This is a genomic window from Streptomyces sp. NPDC018026 (assembly GCF_044327745.1).
GTDB lineage: Bacteria > Actinomycetota > Actinomycetes > Streptomycetales > Streptomycetaceae > Streptomyces > Streptomyces rubrogriseus.
This window is the reverse complement of record NZ_JBIRFY010000008.1, coordinates 326,174-341,186: the sequence shown is the minus strand read 5'-3', so window position 1 is coordinate 341,186 and position 15,013 is coordinate 326,174. Positions and strand designations below refer to the sequence as shown.

Below are 15,013 nucleotides of genomic sequence, written 5' to 3'. Positions count from 1 at the left end.
ATGGGCGGGTGAACGAAGCCATACCCGTCAGCCGGGTCACCGACCACGGCACCGCCAAGCTCATGCCCGACGTCGACCGGGCCCGGGCCTGGCTGCTCACCGTGGACGGGGCGCCGCAGTCGTACGTCGACCTGGACGAGCCGGCGCACCTGGAGTTCGAGTACACGCGCCGGCTCGGCCACGTCCTGGACACAGTCGCCGAGCCGGGGCGCGCGCTGGACGTCCTGCACCTGGGCGGCGGCGCGTTCACCCTGCCCCGGTACGTGGCCGCGACCCGGCCCGACTCGCGGCAGGACGTGGTGGAGGCCGACCGGGGGCTGCTCGACCTGGTCGCCGAGCACCTGCCGCTGCCGCCGGACGCGGGCATCACCGCGCACGGCGCCGATGCCCGCGCCTGGCTGGCGGCCGCCCCCGCGGACTCGGCCGACGTACTGGTCGCCGACGTCTTCGGGGGCTCACGCGTGCCCGCGCACCTGACGTCCCTCGGCTATGTGCGCGAGGCGGCCCGGGTGCTGCGCGCCGACGGCGTCTACGTGGCCAACCTGGCCGACGGGGCGCCGTTCGGCTTCCTGCGCGGGCAACTGGCCGGATTCGCCGCGTTCTTCGAGGAGCTGGCGCTGATCGCCGAACCGGGGGTGCTGCGCGGGCGCCGCTTCGGCAACGCGGTGCTCGTCGCCGCCCACCGGCCGCTGGACACCGCGGCGCTGGCCCGGCGCACCGCCGCCGACGCCTTCCCGGCCAGGGTCGAGCACGGGCCCGCCCTGCGGGACTTCGTCGGCGACGCCCGTCCGGTGCGGGACGAGGACGCCGTACCGTCGCCCGAGCCGCCGGCCGGGGCGTTCGGCATCGGCTGAGCGACGCCACCGGCCCGGTGTCCTAGGACTCGGTCGGCGGTTCCTCGGTGAGGCGTACGGTGGCGAGGATCTTCTGGACCGTCGCCTCCGGGATCTCCTCCTTGACGCCCTTGGGGCCGTAGAGGTTCCAGGTGACGAAATCGCCCGCGCCGTTCTTGAACGCGAAGGTGATCGCCTTGCCCTCGGTGTCGCACTTGCCCTTCTTGGGAGCGCCCTCCGAGTGCGCCGTGATGACACTCCCCTTGATGCCCGACGCGGTGGTGTACGGCTTCGGCTTGCCGTACTTCACGCTCTTCTTGTCCGGCTCGGTGTAACCGCCGTAGATCCACCACGGCACCCGAGTCTCGGCCGCCTGGTCGGTGGTCTTGGCGCCGCTCTCGCCGCGGGTGCCCGTGGTGGCGAGGGCGGTGGTCTCCTTGCGGCCGTCCTTGTTCTCGTCGGTCGTGCACCACTCGGACTTCAGGTAGGCGGGAGCGGTGACCGTGGTGCGGTCGGTCTTCCCGTCCTCCTCCCACTCGAAGCCGACGCTGGTGTCGGTGCTGTCGATCTCCCAGTCCGCGGGCACGTCGAACATGGTGCCGAAGCGCGGGTTGGCGACGACCTTCCAGCCGTCGACGGTGGCCTTCGCGCCCTCGCCCCCGCGCGGGTTCTCGTCGGAGCCCGACGCGCTCGGGTCGGCGGCGGGGGACTCGGACTTCTCCACGGTCGGGCTCGCGGACGTCTTCTTGTCCTTGCCGTCGTCCGCCTTGTCGTCCTTGTCACCGCCGAGCACCAGGAAGCCGGTGACGCCCGCGGCCACGACCACGGCGAGGGACGCGACGATCGCGACCAGCTTCGTCCGGTTGCCGCCACCGCCGCCACCCCCGCCCGTGGCCGGCTGCGGAACGGTGGCCGGCTGCGGCGTGCTCCACTGCTGCTGCCCGTACGCGCCGGGCTGCTGCTGGTAGCCCGGCTGCTGATACGGATTCGGCTGCTGGTACCCCGGCTGCTGGTAGGGATTGTTCTGATTCTGCGGGTTCTGCTCGCCCCCGGGCGGCTGCTGTCCTGGCCACATGAGCAGTCACCCTAATGCCGCCCGGGAAACGATTCGGTCACCGACCCTTGTCAGGGACGTACCGAAACCCGGAAGCCTAGGCCTCCGACGGGGTGTACTCCCTGACGGTGGCCAGAATTCTGCGGACGGTGGCGTCGGTCACCTCGTCGGCGACGCCCGCGGCACCGAAGAACGACCACGACACGAAGTCGCCGTCGGCGGACTTGAAGGCGAAGGTGGTCGCCTTGCCGTTCACGTCGCACTTGCCCTTCTTCGCCACCCCGGCCGACCGGGAGGTGGCCAGGCTGCCCTCGATGCCGGAGTCGGTGGTGAAGGGCGTCACCGGCCCCGTCGAGACCTTGTCCCGGTCCGGCTGGGTGAAGGCTCCGTAGACCCAGGTCGCGGAGTCGGTCCGGGCGATCTCCTCGGTGCTCCGGGCGCCGTTGTTGCCGCGGGTGCCCGCACTGGCCAGGGGCGTGTACTCGACCGAGCCGTCCCGGTCGCCGTCCGACCCGCACCACTTCTCCTTCAGGACGGCGGGGGCCTTCATGGCGACCAGGGGCTTCTCGTCGGGGTCGTCGTCCTCGGCGACGTAGGTCACCCAGTCGCGGGACTGCGGCACCCAGGAGGCCGGCACGTCGAAGGCGATGCCGTGGCCGGGGTTGGCCACGACGGTCCACCCTTCGACGGTGGCCTTCGGGGCGCCGTCCCCGCCGCGCGGGTCGTCGGCGGGGGACGCGGACGGGGCGGCGGCGGACGGGGAGGAGGAGGCGGTGGGGCCGGGCGGCCGTGCCCCGTCGTCCTCACCGCCGCCCAGGAGCACTGTCCCGGTCACCGCCGCGGCGACCACCACGACCGCGGCGGCGACCATCGCCACCACCTTCGTACGGCCGTTGCCGGGCCCCCGGTCCGCCGGTCCGCCGGAGGCGACGGTGGGGGCGTTCCAGGGCGCGGGCCCGGCCTGTCCCGCGTACGGCTGCTGTCCCGCGTACGGCTGCTGTCCCGGGTTCGGCTGCTGCTGGTAGCCGGGCTGCTGGTACGGGTTGGGCCGGCGCGGGTCCGGTCCGCCGGTGGATGACTGCTCTCCTGGCCACATGGGTGCACAGCCTACGGCGATCTTCACGGGTGCCTGGCCCTGGAAGCTACTCACGGGTAACCTGCCTCCATGAGCGCAGATCAGATGTCGATCGGCGAGTTGCTCGCCGCCACGGTGCCGATGGTCCGGACCCTGAACCTCGAGTACCAGGAGACCACTCCGGAGAAGGCGGTCCTGGCCCTCCCGGACCAGAGCGAGTACCGCAACCACGTCGGCGGACCGCACGCCGGAGCCATGTTCACGCTGGGCGAGTCGGCCAGCGGCGCGATCGTGCTGGCCGCCTTCGGCGACCAGCTCTCCCGGGCGGTGCCGCTGCCGGTCACCGCGGAGATCGCCTTCAAGAAGATCGCCCTCGGTCCGGTCACCGCCACCGCCACCCTCGGCCGGCCCGCCGCGGAGGTCGTCGCCGAACTGGACGCGGGCAGCCGGCCCGAGTTCCCCGTGAGCGTCGCCATCCGGCGCGAGGACGGAGCCGTCACCGGTGAGATGACCGTCATATGGACCCTGCGCCCCAACAGCTGACCCTCGCCGACCCGGTACGCTTCCCGGTGCGCCTCGATCGAGGCGCACCGGGAACAGGGATCAGGTTCGCGAAGCGGAGGGTGGGGCGTTGCACGTCCAGGAATGGCTCGACACGGTGCCCGCGGCGGCCGTCTACGCCGTCGTCGGACTCGTCATCGGTCTGGAGAGCCTCGGCATTCCGTTGCCCGGCGAGATCATCCTGGTGTCGGCGGCCCTGCTGTCGTCGCAGCACGGCGGGATCGACCCGCTGGTCCTCGGCGCCTGCGCCAGCGCGGGCGCGGTGATCGGCGACTCCATCGGATACGCCATCGGCCGCAAGGGAGGCCGGCCCCTGCTGGCCTGGCTGGGCAGAAAGTTCCCCAAGCACTTCAGCGAGGGACACGTCGCCACCGCCGAGCGGTCCTTCCAGAAGTGGGGCATGTGGGCCGTGTTCTTCGGCCGCTTCGTCGCCCTGCTGCGGATCTTCGCGGGCCCGCTGGCCGGTGTACTGCGGATGCCGTACTGGAAGTTCCTGATCGCCAACGTCCTCGGCGGCATCGTCTGGGCGGGCGGCACCACCGCCGTCATCTACTACGTCGGCGTCGTCGCCGAGGACTGGCTCAAGCGCTTCTCGTGGCTCGGCCTGGTGGTGGCGGTCCTGATCGGCGTCGCCTCGATGCTGATCGTCAAGCGGCGGGCGAACCGGGCCCACCCGGAGCCCGATCCGGTCACCGCCGGGGAGTGAGGCGCCCCCAGCGGGGCGCGGGGCCGCGGCTCCCTGTTCACCCGTGGAGCCGGGCATGCTCCCCGGCCAGCGCCGCGTACATCGTGCCGTTCAGCGTGACCCCCTGAGGCTCCTCCTCCGTCAGCTCCCGCTTCACCTTCGCCGGCACCCCCGCGACCAGCGACCCCGGCGGCACCCGCATCCCCTGCGGGACCAGCGCCTGTGCGGCCACCAGTGAACCGGCGCCGATCACCGCGCCGTTGAGCACCGTGGCACCCATGCCGATCAGACAGTCGTCCTCGACGGTGGCGCCGTGCACCACGGCGTTGTGCCCGATGGAGACGCGCTCGCCGACGGTGACGGGGAAGCCCGGGTCGGCGTGGAGCGTGCAGTTGTCCTGGACGTTGCTGCTCGCCCCGACCAAGATCCGCTCGACGTCGCCGCGCAGCACCGCGCCGTACCAGACGCTCGCCCCGGCGTGCAGCGTCACGTCCCCGACGACCGAGGCGGTCGGCGCCACGAAGGCCTCCGCGTCCACCTTCGGGTCCTTGCCGCCGATGCCCGTGATCAGCGCCTGCTGCGTCATCTTCGCCTCCTGCTCGGGTGTTGTACGGCACCGTACGCCACCCGGTGGGGTGAAGATCACAGCACGGCGCGGTCCTGGCCGCGGCGCGCGCGGTCTACCGTGAGCGGGTGCCGCACCGGAAGAACACGTTCTCGTCCTGGCGGAGCCGTCTCGCGCAGCGGGCCGTCCACGCGGGCTGGGCCTGGGTGCAGCGCACCGGTTCCGTCACCGCCGCGCACCCCGGGCGGTTCCGGTTCGGCGCGCTGGGCACGGGCACCCGGCTCGCCTTCCCGCTCGGCACGGTCTTCGGTGAGCCCTGGATCCATGTCGGCGCGCACTGCATCATCGGCGAGCAGGTCACGCTGACCGCCGGGCTCATGCCCGACCTCGACCTCGGACCGGAACCGATCCTGCGCATCGGCGACGGGGTCGTCCTCGGCCGCGGCAGCCACGTCATCGCGGACACCACCGTCACCATCGGCAGCGACTGCTACTTCGGCCCGTACGTCTACGTCACCTCCACCAACCACTCCTACGACGACCCGCAGCAGCCCATCGGCAAGCAGTGGCCGCGGATGGACCCGGTGGAGATCGGCCCCGGCTGCTGGATCGGTACCGGCGCGGTGATCCTGCCCGGCGCGCGGATCGGGCGGAACGTGGTCGTGGCCGCCGGTGCGGTGGTCCGGGGCACGGTCCCCGACCACGCCGTGGTGGCGGGCGCCCCCGCCCGCGTCGTACGGCGCTGGACACCGGCCGAGGGCTGGCAGCCGCCGCTGCGGACCCCGGCTCCGGTGCCGATCCCGGACGGGATCACGCCGGGGCAGTTGCGGGAGCTGTCGAAGCTGGACGACGAGGCGGTGGCCCGTCTGGCCGAACTGGACGACCCGGAGCGGGCGGCGGGCAGGCTCGCCGAACCGGCCGCGGAGGGCTGAACGGGCGCGAGTGCCGAGCGGGCATGAGTGCCGAGCGGGCGCCGGCCTCAGCCCGTCGCCAGCAGCAGTGTGCCCACCAGCGCGAGGCCCGCGCCGGCCGCCTGTACGGCACGCAGCCGTTCGCTCAGGAACCCCCGTGCGGCCAGCGCGGTCACCACCGGGTAGAGCGAGGCCAGGACGGCGGCGACCGTGACGGGGCCGTGCTGGGCGGCGATCGAGTACGTGCCGTTGGCCGCGACGTCGGCGAGGCCGACGAAGGCCAGGGCGGGCAGCGCGGTGAGGGGGAGTCCCTGCCCGGGCAGCGCGGGGGCGCCGCGCCGGACGGACAGCCGCAGTGCCAGTCCGCCCGCGGCGACGTTGGTGACGCGCTGGACGAACAGGGCGAGGAAGAGACCGGTGAGCGTGGTCGACGCCTCGGCGATGAGGGCCATCACCGCGCCGAAGCCGATCGCGGCGACGAGCGTGAGGACGACGGCCCGCCGCTGCACGGGCGCGCCCCGCAGCTGCGGACCCCCGGCCAGCACGACCCCGGCCACGGCGACCAGGACGCCCGCGAGCTGCGGCAGTCCGGGCCGCTCGCCCAGGACGAGGCCCACGGTCACCGGGACGGCCACGCCGAGCGAACCGAGTGGCGAGACGACGCCCATCGGGCCCATGGCCAATGCCCTGTAGAACGCGAGCATCGCCACCGGCCCGACCAGTCCCGCCGCGACCGCGAACCACAGGTGCGGCGACGCCTCGCTCCAGGCGCCGGTCGCCGCCACGATCACACCGAGGACCGCGACCGCGATCGACTGCGAGACGACGACCACCGTGAGCGCCGGGGTCCGCCGGGTCAGCACTCCGCCGCCGAAGTCGGCCAGGCCCCACAGGACGCTGGTGGCCAGGGCGAACAGCGCTGTCATGATCCGGTCGCCTCGCAGTACAGTTCGATGGACCTTCGGGTGCAGCAGACCATAGTTCAATCCGCTGCACCATGTCATCCAAAATAATGTACGCACCTGTACGAGTCCCTGGACGGAACGTGGCGGACCTCGACCTCCTGACCCAGTCCCTGGCGCGCAACGTCAAGCGCTGGCGCGGCGAACGCGGCTTCACCCTGGAGGCGCTGGCGGCCCGCGCCGGGGTCAGCCGCGGCATGCTCATCCAGATCGAGCAGGCCCGCACCAACCCCAGCCTCGGTACGGTCGTGAAGATCGGCGACGCCCTCGGCGTCAGCATCACCACCCTGCTCGACTGGGAACAGGGGCCCGCGGTCCGCGTCGTTCCCGCCGACGAGGCCGTCCGCCTCTGGCACACCGACGCCGGCAGCTTCAGCCGGCTGCTCGCCGGAGTGGAGGCGCCCGGCCCGCTGGAGATGTGGGAATGGAGGCTGATGCCGGGCGAGAGCAGCCTCTCGGACCCGCACCCCACCGGCACCGTCGAACTGGTGCACGTCACCGCCGGCGAACTCGCCCTCACCGTCGACGGGGTGACCCACCGCGTGCCCACGGGCGCGAGCGCCTCCTTCGAGTCCGACACCCCGCACACGTACGGCAACGAGGGCGACGCGCCGATGGAGATGATCATGGCGGTATCGGTGCCGCCCGTCCGCTGAGACGGCCGTTCTCCGGGGCTCCGGGGGTTGTTAGCGTGCCGCCATGCACGCACCCATCGGGAACTTCGACAGCGCCGCGCCCGCCCCGGACCGCCTCGACGCACTGACCCGCCCGGTCGCTGACGCCGTACGGCACTGGAGCGGCACCGTACCCGCCGACCAGATCCTCTACGTCGACACCGAACCGGACTGGGCCGACACCGCCACCTTCGTCGAGCACTACGGCCGTGAGCTGCTCGAACAGTCCGCCAACTGCGTGGTGGTCACCGGCAAGCGCGGCGGCGGCACGACGCTCGCCGCCTGCGTGGTCCTCTCCACCACCCGGGTCGACGTCAACGGCGTCGTGCGCCGTCGGCTCGGGGCGCGCAAGGCCTCCTTCGCGCCGATGGACACGGCCACCGGGGAGACCGGCATGGAGTACGGCGGCATCACCCCGGTCGGCCTGCCCGCCGAGTGGCCCGTGCTGGTGGACTCGGCCGTCGTCGACCTGCCGTACGTCCTCGTGGGCAGCGGACGCAGGCGCGGCAAGCTGCTCGTGCCGGGCAAGGCCTTCGCGGAGCTGCCCGGCGCCGAGGTGCTGGAAGGGCTGGGCGTCGCCTGACCCGTCACGCGGGGGCGTGGTGGGCGAGCTCCAGGTGCGGATCCGCCTCGCCCGGGGACGGCGCCGGGTCGGCGTGGACCAGGGCGGCGGAAAGCCGCGGCACCGCGTGCAGCAGGGCGTGTTCGGCCGCCACGGCGACGCGGTGGGCCTCGCGGACCGTCGCCTCGCCGTCCACCACCAGGGCGACCTCGGCGCGCAGCCGGTGCCCGATCCAGCGCAGCCGCAGCTCGCCCACCCCGCGCACCCCGGGAACCTCGCCCAGTACGCGCTCGGCCCGGTCCACCAGCGCCGGGTCGACGGCGTCCATCAGCCGCCGGAACACCTCGCGTGCCGCGTCCCGCAGGACGAGCGCGATCGCGGCCGTGATGGCCAGCCCCACGACCGGGTCGGCGAGCCGCCACCCCAGTGCCGCGCCGCCGGCACCCAGCAGTACGGCCAGGGACGTGTACCCGTCCGTGCGGGCGTGCAGACCGTCGGCCACCAGGGCGGCGGAGCCGATCTCCCGGCCCACGCGGATCCGGTGGCGGGCCACCCACTCGTTGCCGGCGAAACCGACCACGGCGGCCACGGCCACCGCCGGGACGTGTGCGACCGGGCGCGGATCGAGCAGCCGGTCGACCGCCGTCCATGCCGCGAAGACGGCGGACGCGGCGATCGTCAGCACGATCACGATGCCCGCCAGGTCCTCCGCCCGTCCGTAGCCGTAGGTGAAGCGCCGGGTCGCCGCGCGCCGGCCGAGGACGAAGGCGATGGCCAGGGGTACGGCGGTCAGCGCGTCCGCGGTGTTGTGCACCGTGTCCCCGAGCAGCGCCACCGATCCGGAGGCCACGACCACGGCCGCCTGTGCCAGCGCCGTGGCGCCGAGCACCGCCAGCGACACCCACAGCGCGCGAAGCCCGCGGGCCGATGCCTCCAGGGCCGGGTCCAACTTGTCGACGCTCTCGTGGGAGTGGGGTGTGAGCCGATGGGCGAGGAGGCGCGCGATCCGGCGCCAGTGGGTGGCGGGGGAGCGGTCGTGGTGGGCGTGTTCGTCCTGGGGGCCATCGTGGTGGTGACGACCCTGGTGATCGCGATGGTGGTGATCGTGGTGATCGTGGTGATGGCCGTCGTGATGGTGCCGGTGCGGGTCGCTCATGGTGCCCCTTCCGGTGCTCGGTGCTCGGTGCCGGGTGCCTTGCCGTGTCCCGTGTGTCGGTGCGACGGGTGGACGCGCGCCGTCCGTCCCGCCATTATGTGCGTATGAGCGCACGCATGCACCTGTCACCTGCGGACGATGCGCACCCGCGCACACCGGGCGAGGAGCAGTTCGCCCTCGCCGCCGAGATCCTCGCGCTGCTCGGCGACCGCACCCGCCTGACCCTGCTGCACGCCCTGACCGGCGGCGAGGCCGACGTCACCACCCTCACCGAGGCCTGCGGGGCGGCCCGCCCGGCGGTCAGCCAGCACCTGGCCCGCCTGCGCCTCGCGGGGCTGGTCGGCACCCGCAAGGAGGGACGGCGGGTCGTGTACTCACTGCGCGACGGACACCTGCGCCGCCTGGTCGACGAGGCGCTGAACGTGGCCGACCACCGGCTCGGCGACCGGCCGCTCCACGACTGAGCGACCGGCCGTCCCGGCTGCCCGGGCGCTCAGCCGGTGGTCCGCAGGCCGAGGTACCGCTCGGCGAACTCCGCCGCCGCGGCCGGTGAGGAGAACAGGCGCCGCAGCCGGGCCAGCGCGGCACCCGCGCGGTACGGATCCCCCGACGCCGTGCCGTGGTACATCTCCGCGAGCCACTGGGAGAACTCCTGGTAGTCCCACACCCGGGCGAGACACGCGTCCGAGTAGCCGGCCAGTTTGGAGTGGTCGCCCTTCGTCAGGGACGCGACCAGCCCGTCGCCGAGCAGGAAGGCGTCGTGCAGGGCGAGGTTCAGCCCCTTGGCGGCGATGGGTGCGGTCAGGTGGGCCGCGTCCCCGGCCAGGAAGAGGCGACCGAAGGCCATCGGCTCGACCACGTAGCTGTGCATGTCCAGCACGCGCTTCTCGATCAGCCGCCCCTCTGCGAGCGGCGGTGCGCCCGCCGCGCCGAGCCGTACCCGCAGTTCGGCCCAGACCCGCTCGTGCGGCCAGTTCTCCGGGTCGTCGCCCGGCGGACACTGGAGGTAGTAGCGGGTCACCTCGGGGCTGCGCGCCATGTGCCCGGCGAAGCCGCGCGGATGCATGCCGAACACCACGCAGTCCGCGGACGGCGGTGCCTCGGCCAGCAGCGCCAGCCAGCCGACGCCGTAGTCGTGACGGGCGAGGCGGGCCCGCCCGGCGGGCAGCGACGCGCGCGTCACCCCGCGGGCACCGTCGCACCCCGCCACGAAGTCCGCCTCCACGACCCGGCGTTCACCGGAGTCGGGGCACACGTACGACACCGCCGGCCGGGCGGACCCGGCGCCGTGCAGGCGCACGTCCCGGACGCCGAACCGGATCTCCCCGCCGCGCACGTCCGCGTACTCCCGGACCAGATCGGTCACCAGGAACTGCTGCGGATAGACGAAGTGGTGGCGCCCCGTCAGTTCGGTGTACCCGAAGCGGTACCGCTCCCCGGCGAACCGGAACTCGCACTCGGTGTGGGCCTGCGCCCGCGCCAGCAGGGTCCGGGCCAGCCCGCGCCGTTCCAGCCCGCGCACGGCCCACTCCTCGACGACACCCGCCCGCGGCCGGACTTCGACGGTCTCGCGGGTCCCGGTCTCCAGCACCAGACAGTCGACAACCGCGGCGCGCAGGATGTTGCCGACGGTCAGCCCGGCCGGACCCGCGCCCACCACGACGACTGAACAGCCTTGCGGTGTCCCGGAGTTGGGAGGGCGGGAGGATGCGGTCACGCGGACATTATGTCGGCGGCGCACGGGCCACGGAACGGTCGCGACGGCCCTCGCCGAGGGAAAACACCTGGCGGGTCCCGACCCGGCGCGGCTATGCTCCCCGCGATGACTACTCCTCCTGTCGGCAGATTGGGGGACCCGTCCGCGCAAGGTGAGTGCTGATGGCCACTCACTTCGTGAACGGGGACTCCGACTCCCGCCTTTCCTTCTGGCAGCGCGTGCGCGAGTTCGCCGTGCCGCCCTCCATGATCGAGACCGCGACCGCGCGCCGCCGTGCCGGGGACTGGGCGAGCGCGTGCGCCGCCGCGGCCCTCGACGTCGACCTCGACCTGCGCTCCGTGGTCCGCACCCACGGCCGCTCTCTCGCCTCCCGGCTCCGCACCGACCTGCGGCACCTCGCTCCCGACCTGCTGCGCTGGCACATGCCGAGAGTCGCTCCGGACGGGCTGCTGCGCCCGGGCCTCACGCTCACCCTGGCCCGGTACGCCACCGAGGGCCGCGACGGCGTACGGCCGGTGCATCTCGTCGCCCGTACCCCACCCGCCTGGGCGGACGGCGGTCAGCGCATCAGCCTGGCCCTGTGGGACGGTTCGGGTACGGACGCCGGTCCCGCACGGCATCCGCATCCCCGGCCGAGCAGGCGCTTCCGGCTCGACCTGCACCGCCACCTGTGGGACGCGCGCAGAACCGATGAGCTGCGCGTGCGCTCGGGCGCCGACCTGCCGCCGCCCGCCGAGGTCCCGCCCGAAACCGCGGGCCCGTGGGGAGCGGTGCCGCCGGGGCGGTGCTGTGCCGTGAGCCGCTGGGAGGCCGAGGCGCGGATCCTGCTCCGGGTCGAGGGCACCGGCGGCGCGACGGTCGTCGTACGGGTCGGCTCCGGGCAGCGGCTCGCCCTGGAACTGGACGCGGACGAAACCCCCTCGGCCACGGCGCCGCGGATCGTCCCGGTGCCCGACGGCGGTGCCGCGTCCGCGCTGCCGGTGCTCCCCGACGCGGCCACCTGGGTACTGCCCGACCTGGAACTGGTGCGCGCCGGTGCGATCGAGGCCGGCCGGCTGCACCCGCTGGTCGCCGCCGCACTGGTACCGGGCCGGGCGCCGGACGACCGGCTCCGGACACCGGACCCGGCGGCGGGGCCGCGGCTGGTGGACTGCTGGGGAGCCAGACACCGGATCGGCCTCGTCGACGGGGCGCTGACGGCGCTGGACCACGATCCGGCCGAGATCCGGCGGGAGGAACTGCTCGCCGCGCTGACCGGCACGCCGCTGCCCTGCTTCCAGGTCATCGACGAGGCACACCGGCGTCCGCAGTGCCTCCCCGACATCCGCGAACGCCTCAACCACGGGGACACCGCCGGTGCCCTCGCCGCCGTCGAGGCCCTGCTGGGACCCGCCGCACGCCTGCGCGACGGCGACCTGCGGGACGACCTGGAGGCCGCCGCGCTGCGGCGGGTCGCCCACGGGCTGTTCCGCGCGGGCCTCGACGAGCCCGCTCCGGGACGCGTCGCCCCAGGCCCGCACCGGCCCCGCGAGGGCCGCTCCCGCCCGCGCCACGCGACGTTCGACTGACCCCGGGGACCGCGGACGTCCCGCCCCCACTGACCTCTCCGCGCCGCACCCCTCCCACGACCGACTGCGCCCACTACCGAACCCCAGATGATGACAAATGACGACATACGCGCCCGCCGTTCCCGCCCAGCTCGACGTCGCTGGTGACCTGCTGACACTGCTGCGCGACACGACCACCGAACCCAGGCCCGACGTCCAACTGGAGGCACTCACCCTGGCCGTGGCCGCCGACCTCCCCGTGCTGCTGTGGGGAGAGCCTGGGATCGGCAAGACCGCGGCCCTCACACAGCTCGCCACCGCCCTGGATCTCCCGCTCACCACCGTGATCGCCAGCGTGCACGAGCCGTCCGACTTCTCCGGGCTGCCCGTCGTCGGCGACGACCCCGCGGAACAGGGCGTTCCGATGGCCCCGCCGGACTGGGCCGTGCGCCTGGTGCGGGCCGGCCGGGGGCTGCTGTTCCTCGACGAGCTGTCCACCGCGCCGCCCGCCGTACAGGCGGCACTGCTCCGGCTCGTGCTGGAACGGCGGGTCGGCGCGCTCCGGCTGCCGCCCGGCGTCAGGATCGTGGCCGCCGCCAACCCGCGGTCCTCGGCGGCCGACGGCTGGGAGCTGAGCCCGCCCCTGGCCAACCGGTTCGTCCACCTCCAGTGGACCCACGACCAGGACGTCGTCGTACGGGGCCTCGGCGGGACCTGGCCCCGGGCGACCCTGCCGAGCCTCGACCCGGCCGGGCTGGGCGAGGCGGTGCGTTACGCGCGCCGCGCGGTGTGCGAGTTCCTCACCGCCCGCCCCGGACTCGTGCACCGGCTGCCCAGCGGAGAGACACGCCGGGGCGGCGCCTGGCCGTCGCCCCGGAGCTGGGAGATGACCCTGTGCCTGATCGCCTTCGCGACCGCGGCCGGCTCGTCCAGGGAAGTGCTCTCCCTGCTGGTGCGGGGGACGGTGGGGGACGGTCCCGGCCTCGAACTGATGGCGAGCCTGGACCGGATGGACCTCCCGGACCCGGAGACCGTGCTCGCCGACCCGGCGGGTGCCGTACTGCCCGAACGGGGAGACCTCCGGCAGGCCGTGCTGGACGGGGTGGTGGCCGCCGTGCGCAAACGGCCGGAGAAGTCCCGGTGGGACTCGGCGTGGGCGCTGCTGGCCCGGGCGATGGAGACCGGCGCCCCGGACGTCGTGGTCGTCCCGGCGACGACCCTCGCCACGCTGCGGCAGCAGGACTGGGACATCCCTGCCTCGATCGAGCGGCTCGCCGGAGCCATGTCCCTCTCACGGCGCGCGGACCGCGCGGCCGATCGCGCGGCGGCACGGCTCGCGGGCACCGCGAAGACGGGCCGATGATGCCCATGAGACCGATGACTCCAATGAAGCCGATGAAGCCGACGAAGTCGACAAAGCCGACGCCGAGCCCGGTGGCGGCCGAGCCGGAGCGGGTGCGGGTCGACCTCGACAAGCTCTTCGCCGCCCGGCTGCAGGCCGCCCGGGCCCGGCCCTATCTGGCGACGGCGCTGTTCGCCCTGCACGTCGTCCCCTCGCGCAGGGTGCCGACGATGGCCGTCGACCGGTACTGGCGGTGCTACGTCTCGCCGGTGTTCGTCGACCGCACGCCGGTGGAGGAACTGGCCGGGGTGTGGGTGCACGAGGTCTCGCACCTCCTGCGCGACCACCACGGGCGCAGCGACCGGGTGGCGCGCGAGCGCGGGCTGACCGGTCCGGCGGAGCGGCTGCGGATGAACATCGCCGCGGACTGCGAGATCAACGACGACGTGTTCGGCGACGGACTGGTCCGTCCGGAGGGCGCGGTCGACCCGGCGTTCCTGCAACTGCCCGAGGGACAGCTCATGGAGGAGTACCTGAGCCGGTTCCGGCTCGGGCGGCTCACCGAGAGCCTGGCCTGGCTGGACTGCGGCAGCGGTGCGGACGGCCTCGACCGGGAGTGGGACCTCGGCCCGGACGGTGCGGACGGCCTCAGCGAGCAGGAACGGGACGCGGTGCGCTTCCGGGTGGCCCGCGGCATCAGCGCCGCCCCGGGGAGCGCGCCCAAGGGCTGGCGGCGATGGGCGGAGAAGGTGTTCCACCCGCCGCAGCCCTGGCGCGAGTTGCTGGGGGCGGCGGTCCGTTCGGCGACCTCCTCGGGCGGTGCGGGCGAGGACTACACGTACGGCCGGCCGTCGCGCCGCTCGGCGGGGACACCCGGCGTGGTGCTGCCCAGCCTGCGGCGCAGGCCGCCCCGGGTCGCCGTGGTCATCGACACCTCCGGATCGGTCAGCGACGCCGAACTGGGCAGCGCCCTCCTGGAGGTCGCCGCGATCGCCCGTGCCGTCGGCGGCCGACGGGATCTGGTCAGCGTGGTGCCCTGCGACGCGGCGGCCCGCCTCGCGCACTCGCTGTGCCGGGAGGAGGGGATCGAGCTGGTGGGCGGCGGCGGCACGGACCTGCGCACCGGCTTCGCCAAGGCGCTCGGGGCGCGCCCGGCGCCGGACGCCGTCGTGGTGCTGACCGACGGGCAGACGCCCTGGCCGGACACGCGGCCGGCATGCCGGACGGTGGTGGGCCTGTTCCCCCGGGAGCGGACCGGCGGCTCCTGGAACGAGGACGACCCCGAGTACGTACCCGACGCACCGCCCGACTGGGCCCGCGTCGTGGTCATCCAGTCAGGTCCGGGCGCCGGCCCGTGAGCCCCGGCGCG

16 protein-coding genes are annotated in these 15,013 nt (G+C 74.0%); 10 read left to right on the top strand and 6 right to left on the bottom strand.

Annotation, left to right across the window (positions count from 1 at the left end):
• Positions 1-8: 8 nt before the first annotated feature.
• On the top strand, positions 9-854 hold the full coding sequence (locus ACH4D3_RS25710) for a spermidine synthase (RefSeq protein WP_398326211.1): 846 nt from the start codon (positions 9-11) through the stop codon (positions 852-854).
• A 22-nt stretch (positions 855-876) separates the two neighbouring features.
• On the opposite strand, the gene ACH4D3_RS25705 is transcribed toward ACH4D3_RS25710, so the two are convergent.
• Positions 877-1,908, bottom strand: coding sequence for a hypothetical protein (locus tag ACH4D3_RS25705; RefSeq protein WP_398326208.1), 1,032 nt, complete (start codon positions 1,906-1,908; stop codon positions 877-879).
• A gap of 76 nt (positions 1,909-1,984) precedes the next feature.
• Positions 1,985-2,983 carry a hypothetical protein gene (locus ACH4D3_RS25700; protein ID WP_398326405.1) on the bottom strand — a complete coding sequence of 333 codons (999 nt, stop codon included), beginning with the start codon at positions 2,981-2,983 and terminating at the stop codon, positions 1,985-1,987.
• Between the two features lie 84 nt (positions 2,984-3,067).
• Here ACH4D3_RS25700 and ACH4D3_RS25695 point away from each other — a divergent pair, with 84 nt between their 5' ends.
• Both ACH4D3_RS25695 and ACH4D3_RS25690 read left to right on the top strand, forming a co-directional pair.
• Positions 3,068-3,505 (top strand): DUF4442 domain-containing protein, encoded by a 438-nt coding sequence (locus ACH4D3_RS25695; protein WP_398326402.1) that lies wholly within the window; start codon positions 3,068-3,070, stop codon positions 3,503-3,505.
• Between the two features lie 88 nt (positions 3,506-3,593).
• Positions 3,594-4,229, top strand: a complete 636-nt coding sequence (locus ACH4D3_RS25690) for a DedA family protein (RefSeq protein WP_398326205.1) — start codon at positions 3,594-3,596, stop codon at positions 4,227-4,229.
• Positions 4,230-4,266: 37 nt separating this feature from the next.
• Here ACH4D3_RS25690 and ACH4D3_RS25685 read toward each other — a convergent pair whose 3' ends face one another.
• The gene (locus tag ACH4D3_RS25685; RefSeq protein WP_398326202.1) at positions 4,267-4,794 is read right to left on the bottom strand and encodes a gamma carbonic anhydrase family protein; all 528 of its coding nucleotides are present in this window, start codon (positions 4,792-4,794) and stop codon (positions 4,267-4,269) included.
• A 107-nt stretch (positions 4,795-4,901) separates the two neighbouring features.
• On the opposite strand from ACH4D3_RS25685, the gene ACH4D3_RS25680 reads away from it, so the two are divergent.
• Entirely contained in the window at positions 4,902-5,705 is an 804-nt protein-coding gene (locus ACH4D3_RS25680; protein ID WP_398326199.1) for an acyltransferase, read from the top strand.
• 47 nt (positions 5,706-5,752) lie between these two features.
• Here the strand turns inward: ACH4D3_RS25680 and ACH4D3_RS25675 are convergent, their stop codons facing one another.
• Positions 5,753-6,610, bottom strand: coding sequence for an EamA family transporter (locus tag ACH4D3_RS25675; protein WP_398326196.1), 858 nt, complete (start codon positions 6,608-6,610; stop codon positions 5,753-5,755).
• A gap of 119 nt (positions 6,611-6,729) precedes the next feature.
• On the opposite strand from ACH4D3_RS25675, the gene ACH4D3_RS25670 reads away from it, so the two are divergent.
• The gene (locus ACH4D3_RS25670) at positions 6,730-7,302 is read left to right on the top strand and encodes a helix-turn-helix domain-containing protein (RefSeq protein WP_398326193.1); all 573 of its coding nucleotides are present in this window, start codon (positions 6,730-6,732) and stop codon (positions 7,300-7,302) included.
• Positions 7,303-7,345: 43 nt separating this feature from the next.
• Positions 7,346-7,903: a YbaK/EbsC family protein gene (locus tag ACH4D3_RS25665; protein WP_398326190.1), complete on the top strand. Its 558-nt coding sequence runs from the start codon at positions 7,346-7,348 to the stop codon at positions 7,901-7,903.
• Positions 7,904-7,907: 4 nt separating this feature from the next.
• Here the strand turns inward: ACH4D3_RS25665 and ACH4D3_RS25660 are convergent, their stop codons facing one another.
• On the bottom strand, positions 7,908-9,038 hold the full coding sequence (locus tag ACH4D3_RS25660; RefSeq protein WP_398326187.1) for a cation diffusion facilitator family transporter: 1,131 nt from the start codon (positions 9,036-9,038) through the stop codon (positions 7,908-7,910).
• A 104-nt stretch (positions 9,039-9,142) separates the two neighbouring features.
• Between ACH4D3_RS25660 and ACH4D3_RS25655 the strand changes: the two genes are divergently transcribed.
• Positions 9,143-9,502, top strand: a complete 360-nt coding sequence (locus ACH4D3_RS25655) for a metalloregulator ArsR/SmtB family transcription factor (protein WP_003977520.1) — start codon at positions 9,143-9,145, stop codon at positions 9,500-9,502.
• A 29-nt stretch (positions 9,503-9,531) separates the two neighbouring features.
• On the opposite strand, the gene ACH4D3_RS25650 is transcribed toward ACH4D3_RS25655, so the two are convergent.
• Complete coding sequence (locus ACH4D3_RS25650; RefSeq protein WP_398326184.1) at positions 9,532-10,755, bottom strand: 4-hydroxybenzoate 3-monooxygenase; 1,224 nt, start codon at positions 10,753-10,755, stop codon at positions 9,532-9,534.
• Positions 10,756-10,916: 161 nt separating this feature from the next.
• Here ACH4D3_RS25650 and ACH4D3_RS25645 point away from each other — a divergent pair, with 161 nt between their 5' ends.
• From ACH4D3_RS25645 to ACH4D3_RS25635, 3 genes are all read left to right on the top strand, one after another.
• Positions 10,917-12,323: a hypothetical protein gene (locus ACH4D3_RS25645; RefSeq protein ID WP_398326181.1), complete on the top strand. Its 1,407-nt coding sequence runs from the start codon at positions 10,917-10,919 to the stop codon at positions 12,321-12,323.
• 97 nt (positions 12,324-12,420) lie between these two features.
• The gene (locus tag ACH4D3_RS25640; RefSeq protein WP_398326178.1) at positions 12,421-13,665 is read left to right on the top strand and encodes an AAA family ATPase; all 1,245 of its coding nucleotides are present in this window, start codon (positions 12,421-12,423) and stop codon (positions 13,663-13,665) included.
• A 32-nt stretch (positions 13,666-13,697) separates the two neighbouring features.
• Positions 13,698-15,002 (top strand): VWA-like domain-containing protein, encoded by a 1,305-nt coding sequence (locus tag ACH4D3_RS25635; RefSeq protein WP_398326175.1) that lies wholly within the window; start codon positions 13,698-13,700, stop codon positions 15,000-15,002.
• Positions 15,003-15,013 lie beyond the last annotated feature (11 nt).